The organism is Candidatus Endomicrobiellum pyrsonymphae, from assembly GCF_020328025.1.
Taxonomy (GTDB): domain Bacteria; phylum Elusimicrobiota; class Endomicrobiia; order Endomicrobiales; family Endomicrobiaceae; genus Endomicrobiellum; species Endomicrobiellum pyrsonymphae.
Map to the genome: position 1 here is coordinate 1 of NZ_JAIXMZ010000060.1, position 7,091 is coordinate 7,091.

Consider the following 7,091-nt stretch of genomic DNA (forward strand, 5'->3'; position numbering starts at 1 on the left):
AATGACGACGATAAAGCGATAATGAAACGACCAAGTATGGACTGTATGTTTGAATTGATGCGGATGAAGTTATGAAGTTGAGATGAGACGAAAAAGCGTAGAACAAGGCGCTGTACCAGCTTTAATTTAGCTGGTACAGCGTTTTTGTATTGATTTTAACATCGCTAAAGCTAATGTTGAACTTCAAAAAACTAAGCTTAAAACTGGTAAAACGACCAAAGAGTATGTTAAGTTAGCCAAGTTGGATCTTACTATTGCTAAGGCTGATGTTAAAGTAGCTAAGACTTATTTTAAAATGACTGAATGTGACATTAAAATGGCTGAGTTTATGACAAGAATTGGTGGTGTTATGACAGATGAGGATCGTATCGAAGATATAAATATCCAAATTGAACTAGTCAAAGCCCGCATTGAAAATGCTAAAGCTAAACTTGAAAGAACCATTGCTAGTGTTGAAATCAGCAAGCCTCTATTGGACAGAGCCGACATTGTCAAAATCATCGATACTAAGGCGATGCAACTAAAGAAAGAAAAATTGAGCTTAAAAGGGCAAACGAAGAAGTTGCTAGAACTAAGTCTGTTGTTGACAAATATGAAAAATATCTCAAAGAGGCTAAGGAACATATTAAGTTAGCCAAGCTGAAGCTTGAACTTGATAAAATTAATGTTAAAGAGGCTAAGACTTATCTTAAAGTTGCCGAGAATTTTGTTAAGGTAGCTGAGGTTCAAGCAAGAACTGGCTATGTTGCAACAGACGAGAATCATGTTGAAGAAAAGAACTCAATTGAGATCAACAAAGCCAGTTAAAGAGACTTAAGACTTACTTTAGAGAAACCTTTGCCGGCATTGAGTTCTGTAAAGTTTATCTAAAATATTTGCAGACTAAAGTTTGCGCATTTGCAACCTCATCAAGCTTTTACCTTGTGGTGTTGGAGATTTTGAAAAGAGAGAGTTTCAGTTAGGTGGTAAATTTTTGTATGGTTTTGCTCAAAAGTTTGTTTGCTCATCTTTTCAAATCACTTAAAAAAAACACCGAAAAATAATAAAAATTTGTCCGATCTAGAGTACGCGATTATAATGTAAATGCGCTTAGTGGCAAGAGCTTTTGATATTTTTGTGTTGTTTGACAAAAGTACGGCGATTTGACAATGCAATCAAAAAATTTTATATTAATCTAACATTTGTGTATTTTGGAGTGTACATGGTAAAGCTTAGAAGAGTAGAATCTCTAAATAATTTAAGTGCATCTCTTGAGAATTATCTTGAAACTATTGCGATGTTAAAAAGAAAAAAACATTATGCAAGAATTGGTGACATTGCTAAATCTTTGAATGTTAAAAGTTCAAGCGTTAATGTTGCAATTAATTTTTTAGCTGAAAAGAATCTTGTAATACACGAAAAATATGGATATGTTGATTTAACCGATAAAGGCGAAAAGATAGCTTTGGAAGTTCAGCGAAAGCATGACATATTATATCAATTTTTGCATAATCTATTATTTATAGACAACGTAGTTGCTGATAAAGAGGCTTGCGAAATTGAACATTTAGTTGGCATTGAGACCGTTCATAAATTGGAAATATTGCACACTCTTCTAAAAAAATATTTCCTTACAAAAAGCGAAGATATTGTGAATTTAGAAGAATACTTAAATAAATGGAAAGAGTAGAACGGCGATAAATTGGAGAGCGTGTTTTTGTGGCAATAAGTTAGTTTAAACTAAAATAATTATATATAACTAAAAGAGGATGAAATGGGAGTTATAAAAAGAATTGCAAAAAGTATTTATGACTATTGGCGTAAGCGTTGGATAAAAGCGCATTTTCAAAAATTCAAAGCCTTTAACCGCTGTCTTCAACATAATGGTATGGCTAAATTAAGTAGCGCAGTTCCGGGCAACTATAGATTTGTTGTGGCATATTGCGATGAGAAGCTATGGCGCAGACTTCTTGAAATGGGTTTTGTCCCGGGTGAAGAAATAACTGTCATAGCAAATACAGGTGACAAAGGCAGCATAATGATTAAAATAAAAGAATCAAAAATTGCTTTAAGCAATAAAATTGCAGATAATATATTGCTAAAAAGGAAATAGTACATGGAAAAAGATAAGAATATTAAAGTTGCTCTTATTGGTAATCCCAACAGCGGAAAATCTACAATTTTTAACGAATTGACGGAATCCAATCAACATGTCGGCAATTATCCGGGGGTAACAGTAGAAAAAAAAGAAGGGTCAAAAAAATATGAAGAATACAATATAAATTTCATTGATTTACCCGGGATATACAGTCTTTCTACATATTCTGATGATGAAGTTGTGACGAGAGATTTTTTACTTAAGGAAGAGCCTGATGTTATAGTTAATATTATTGACGCTGCCAACCTTGAACGCAACTTATACTTGTTCACGCAGGTTGTGGAACTCGATATTCCCATAATTATTGTATTAAATATGGCTGATATTGTTGAATCTAATGGTCAGAAAATTGATGAAAAAAAACTCTCAAAACTATTGGGTGTTCCTGTTGTTGTTACCATCGGAAACAAAAAAAAGGGGAATGGGGAACTTCTTGACTGCATAATAGAAAATCACTGCATCGGAAAAGATGTGGATAAAGTTTTTGAAATGTCACAAAATGCAAAAGTTGATTATGGGGATGACATAAAAACTGAGATTGATAAACTTAAGGTTCTTATAGCTAAAGACTCGCTATTGTCAAAATTTCCAAAAAACTGGCTTTCAATAGCGCTTTTAGATAATGATTCTTCAGCATTAAATTTGATTTCTGAAGCTAATAATGTACAAGAAATTTTAGAGCAACTTAAAAAAAGTAGAAGCCACATTAAAGGACATTTTGGTGAAAAAGCGAAAACTGAGATAGCTGATAAACGTTATGGTTTTGCAAATTCTGTTGTCAAAACTGTTGTTCAAAAAACGAGGCAGAAGAAAATAGACATAACAGGAATCATAGATATTTTTGCGCTTAATAGATACGTTGGGATTCCAATTTTTGCATTAGTGATGTATATAATTTTTAAATTTACATTTACTTTTTCAGAACCTATGATAAATCTTTTCAGTTTATTTTTTAAATGGTTTGGCAGTACGATGGCAAGAATTATGCCTCCGGGAATTGCGCAATCTTTGATTGTTGATGGAATAATTGGCGGTGTTAGCGGTGTGTTGGTCTTTTTTCCTCTTATATTATTTATGTTTTTTGCAATTGCATTTTTTGAAGATTCAGGATATATGGCAAGGGCTGCCTTTATAATGGATAAAGTTATGAGCAGGTTCGGTCTTCACGGGAAATCTTTTCTACCTCTAATGCTTTCAACCAATGGGTGCGCAGTGCCGGGTCTGCTTGCTACAAGGACTTTGGATTCAAAACGTGATAGACTAATAACAATGCTTGTCGTGCCGTTTATGATATGTGGAGCAAAACTTCCTGTATTTGTTTTGATTATAGGCGCTTTTTTTTCTGTTAAATATCAAGCGAGTGTGATGTTTTTTATGTATGTTCTAAGCGTTGTTATAGCTTTAAGTATTGCAAAGTTATTAAATAAAACAATCTTAAAAGGAGAGTCTGCTCATTTTGTTATGGAACTTCCGCCTTATCATATGCCTGCAATTAAAGGACTGCTTTTAAAAATGTGGGAAAGGGGCTGGATGTATGTCCGCAAGGCCGGTAGCACAATAGTTTTTATATCAATTTTAATATGGGTTGTGGTTGCATATCCTAAAGCCCCAATAGACGTAAATCTAAATCAGAATGAACAAGCTGCCTTACAGGTTGAATGTAGTTTTGCAGGAAGAGTCGGAAAGATTATTGAGCCCTTTTTTAAGCCTATAGGCATGGATGGCAACAGGGTAATTGCTTTGATAGCTGGTTTTGTTGCTAAAGAGATGATAGTAAGCACTTTGGGCACTATTTACGCTATAGGTGATAATGAAGAAAATTCACAATCGTTGAAAGACAGAATTGCAACTGACAAAGACTGGTCGCCTCTTAAAGGCATAACTTTTCTTATTTTTTGTTTAATATACGTTCCATGCGTTGTGTCTGCAGCAGTTTTTTTTAAAGAAACAGGTTCAAGCTGTAAATGGCTCGCACTGCTTGTTGTAGGCAACACAGTGTTTGCATGGCTTGCTGCGTTTATCGTTTTTCAGATTGGCACTTTTTTAAAAATCGGTGTCCGATGAGAAGGAAATGTGTATTTTCTCACAACCTTCACAATCAATCTTAAGTAAAATCTTTTCCTTTGTATTTTCTAGTATAATATCACTAAAAATAATAATTTATATTTTTTACCATAACTGTTGTCATTGTGGTAGAGATGTTGAAAGAATCTTTATGATTACTAGAAGTTTTTGTTGACATAGCATTAGCATTTTTAAATGAATATTCTATGTCTAAAATTTCATCATTGTTTGATATGCTAAAATTATTGGGAACTATTTTACTTGAGAGATTTTCAGTTAACTTGAAGTTTTCAAGAGCGTAATCATAAATTCCAGCATCCTTACACAGCAAAAGTCATATGATTTGGCAACTTAAGAAATAAATTTTTATCTTTGACACAGAAAAACCCATCTAATACAGAAATAATTTTTCTCATGGGTATAGGTTCCTGTAAGAACAATAAAAATGTCTTTCTATTTAAATTTTTTAAGATACTTTTTTATTTCGAGCATGCCGGTAAATAAAATTTTAAGAATTCTCAAAAAAATTACTCAGATTTAAGATTTACAAGCAACGGAACTTCGTCACAATCAGGAAATAGATGGCAATTGACGCATTCGCTCCATATTTTATGAGGCAGCGTTTCTCTAGGGATAACAACATATCCAAGTTTTTTAAAAAATTCAGGTTTAAAAGTCAAGGAAAAAACTTTGTATATGCCTAAACTTTTAGCGTTTTCTTGAAGCTTTTCAACTATTTTTCTGCCAAGTCCTTGCCATTTAAATTCTTCAGCTACCGCTAACGCTTTTACTTCTGCTAGATCTTCCCAAGAAACATGCAACGCGCCGCACGCTATTATTTTACTTTTATTTTCGAGAACAACAAATTCTTGAATGTTTTCATATATGGCGTTTAGCGATCTGTGGAGCATTTCTTTGTTGTTTGCATAGTGTTCCACCAGCGTATGTATTTCTTTTACATCTGTAACTTTTGCCGGTCGTATGTTCATTCAGTTAATCCTTTGATTTAATTTATAAAATCATATCCTGCTTGAATTGCTTTTTTATTAACATCAATAAGATTTGGTTTTGCGGCAAATACCTTTTCACATGCAACAAATATGCTGTCTATGGAAAGATATTTTTCGGAAGTATCTTGCTTATTATTTATTCTGAGAGCTTTCATAAAAGCGCCTACAGCAACCATATTTGCAGTTTTTATGTTTTTAATCTCTTTGTCTGCAATATTGGTTACTGGTACAAAATAGGGGTTTATTCTGCATTGTTTATCTTGCGACACCACTGAAGAATTTGCAATTACTACAGAATTGTCCATCATTTTCGGCATGAACTTGTTAAGAGACGGTTCATTTAGCGCTATTAGTGCGTTCGGGTTGAAAGCAAAAGGAGAGCCTATCTCATCATTTGATACAACAACCATAGAGTTGGCTGTACCGCCTCGCATTTCTGCTCCGTACGATGGAAACCACGTTGTATGTAAACCCTGTTCTATTGCAGCTTGCGCAACTAGAATGCCAGCCAAAAGGACCCCTTGACCGCCAAACCCGGCTACTATTATTTCAATTTGCATAGTATCCCTATTTAGTTATTTTGTGATTAAAATTCTTTTGAAACTATGTCAGCAATAGTATGATATTATTGTCTAGTTTGTCAATTAAACGTGATCATATCAAGTTTAGCTTTTTATCCGTCAGATCCTCTAAATGCCTTTTCTCTCGCTTGGCGGAAGATTCTATATCAACGATTTTGTTCCAATGCCTGATTAGATTTTCTATCGTAAAATCGCTCTTTCTCCCTTTCGCCATTATATTGCGCTGTTTTTATATGCTATAACTCCAAGCCTTTTAGTCCTTTGTTTGCTATAATCGCTAAACCTATAAGTTATTTATCTGCGAAGCTCCAAGAAGCTAAGCTTCAAGGAACGAAGTTCCGAGTAGTTACATTTGCGTTTCTCTGTATGCCATGATATAATGCTATTCATATGCTTCTCCCTGTGAGCTGACTTGGAAACTAAGTTTCTTGGGAACTAAGTTTCTCGGGACTTTGTCCCGAACTTTGTTCCTTGGGACTTTGTTCCAGGAGCTTTGCTCCGAACTTTGTTCATTTGAAATAGTGTTCCTTTAAAAAATTGTCCCATGGGACTGTGTCTCCCGGGACTTTGGCTCTTGGGACTTTGTTCCTTGGGGCTTTGCCACTTGGAGCTTAGCTCCTTTGCTACAAAAAGTACCCGTTTATTATAGAGTCTCTTTAGCCGTTTTTTGGGGGTGTTTTGCCTGACTTTTAGACGTGGAGAGTACTCGTTTTTTGCCTGACTTTTGATTATAATCTTTGATGATTTTAGGTTAAAGTGTTAGAAAATTTGATATGATTACGATAATTATAGCTGATTTGTTAAAAGCTTTGATTTGGTATAATCACAACAGTTGTATTTGATGATTTGATACAATCACATTTAATTTGGTATAATTGGTTTTCTTATAAATGCAAAACAAAAAAAGAGGCGCTAAAATAAAATGGGAAATTTTTGCGTGAAGCGATACATATTCCACATTCCCCTAATATCTAAATCTATCAAAGCCTATCAAACCTGATAGATAGAAACAAAATAGGAAATAGTATGATGACATTACAATTAAAAAGATGTGTAAGCTTGTTTGTTTGCCTTTCTCTGCTCCTTTCGGCATGCTCGCCCGATAAATCTAACAAAGCTAGCGAGTTCAATAGAATAACTAAAGTTAATAAAGACTCTACAGAAAAAATAGCCAACCATGTACAGAGCAATGAAAATAATAATAACGTTCCTCAGATTGGCTTCTGGAACCGTGAACTCGGGAAAGTCGGAGGATTTAGCATAACGCCAACAAAAGTGGCAATAGGCATAACGACCAAC

8 protein-coding genes are annotated in these 7,091 nt (G+C 34.3%); 5 read left to right on the plus strand and 3 right to left on the minus strand.

The window, feature by feature from the left end:
* Positions 1 to 241 precede the first annotated feature (241 nt).
* From LE180_RS05425 to feoB, 4 genes are all read left to right on the plus strand, one after another.
* Entirely contained in the window at positions 242 to 634 is a 393-nt protein-coding gene (locus LE180_RS05425; protein ID WP_374134439.1) for a hypothetical protein, read from the plus strand.
* A gap of 567 nt (positions 635 to 1,201) precedes the next feature.
* Positions 1,202 to 1,669, plus strand: a complete 468-nt coding sequence (locus LE180_RS05430; RefSeq protein ID WP_374134440.1) for a metal-dependent transcriptional regulator — start codon at positions 1,202 to 1,204, stop codon at positions 1,667 to 1,669.
* Positions 1,670 to 1,753: 84 nt separating this feature from the next.
* Entirely contained in the window at positions 1,754 to 2,092 is a 339-nt protein-coding gene (locus LE180_RS05435) for a ferrous iron transport protein A (protein WP_374134441.1), read from the plus strand.
* Positions 2,093 to 2,095: 3 nt separating this feature from the next.
* Entirely contained in the window at positions 2,096 to 4,201 is a 2,106-nt protein-coding gene (gene feoB, locus LE180_RS05440) for a ferrous iron transport protein B (protein WP_374134442.1), read from the plus strand.
* A gap of 82 nt (positions 4,202 to 4,283) precedes the next feature.
* On the opposite strand, the gene LE180_RS05445 is transcribed toward feoB, so the two are convergent.
* The 3 genes from LE180_RS05445 to LE180_RS05455 form a co-directional block, all read right to left on the minus strand.
* On the minus strand, positions 4,284 to 4,532 hold the full coding sequence (locus tag LE180_RS05445) for a hypothetical protein (protein ID WP_374134443.1): 249 nt from the start codon (positions 4,530 to 4,532) through the stop codon (positions 4,284 to 4,286).
* Between the two features lie 196 nt (positions 4,533 to 4,728).
* Complete coding sequence (locus LE180_RS05450) at positions 4,729 to 5,190, minus strand: N-acetyltransferase (protein WP_374134444.1); 462 nt, start codon at positions 5,188 to 5,190, stop codon at positions 4,729 to 4,731.
* 17 nt (positions 5,191 to 5,207) lie between these two features.
* Positions 5,208 to 5,771, minus strand: coding sequence for a 2-oxoacid:acceptor oxidoreductase family protein (locus LE180_RS05455; RefSeq protein WP_374134445.1), 564 nt, complete (start codon positions 5,769 to 5,771; stop codon positions 5,208 to 5,210).
* A 1,047-nt stretch (positions 5,772 to 6,818) separates the two neighbouring features.
* Between LE180_RS05455 and LE180_RS05460 the strand changes: the two genes are divergently transcribed.
* Positions 6,819 to 7,091 (plus strand): hypothetical protein (locus LE180_RS05460; RefSeq protein WP_374134446.1); only part of this gene is annotated, 273 nt, incomplete at its 3' end.

Bases quoted from the DNA above. Each gene is read 5' to 3' on its own strand.
- feoB (WP_374134442.1), top strand. From the start codon at position 2,096: ATGGAAAAAGATAAGAATATTAAAGTTGCTCTTATTGGTAATCCCAAC.
- LE180_RS05450 (WP_374134444.1), bottom strand. From the start codon at position 5,190: ATGAACATACGACCGGCAAAAGTTACAGATGTAAAAGAAATACATACG.
- LE180_RS05455 (WP_374134445.1), bottom strand. From the start codon at position 5,771: ATGCAAATTGAAATAATAGTAGCCGGGTTTGGCGGTCAAGGGGTCCTT.
- LE180_RS05435 (WP_374134441.1), top strand. From the start codon at position 1,754: ATGGGAGTTATAAAAAGAATTGCAAAAAGTATTTATGACTATTGGCGT.
- LE180_RS05430 (WP_374134440.1), top strand. From the start codon at position 1,202: ATGGTAAAGCTTAGAAGAGTAGAATCTCTAAATAATTTAAGTGCATCT.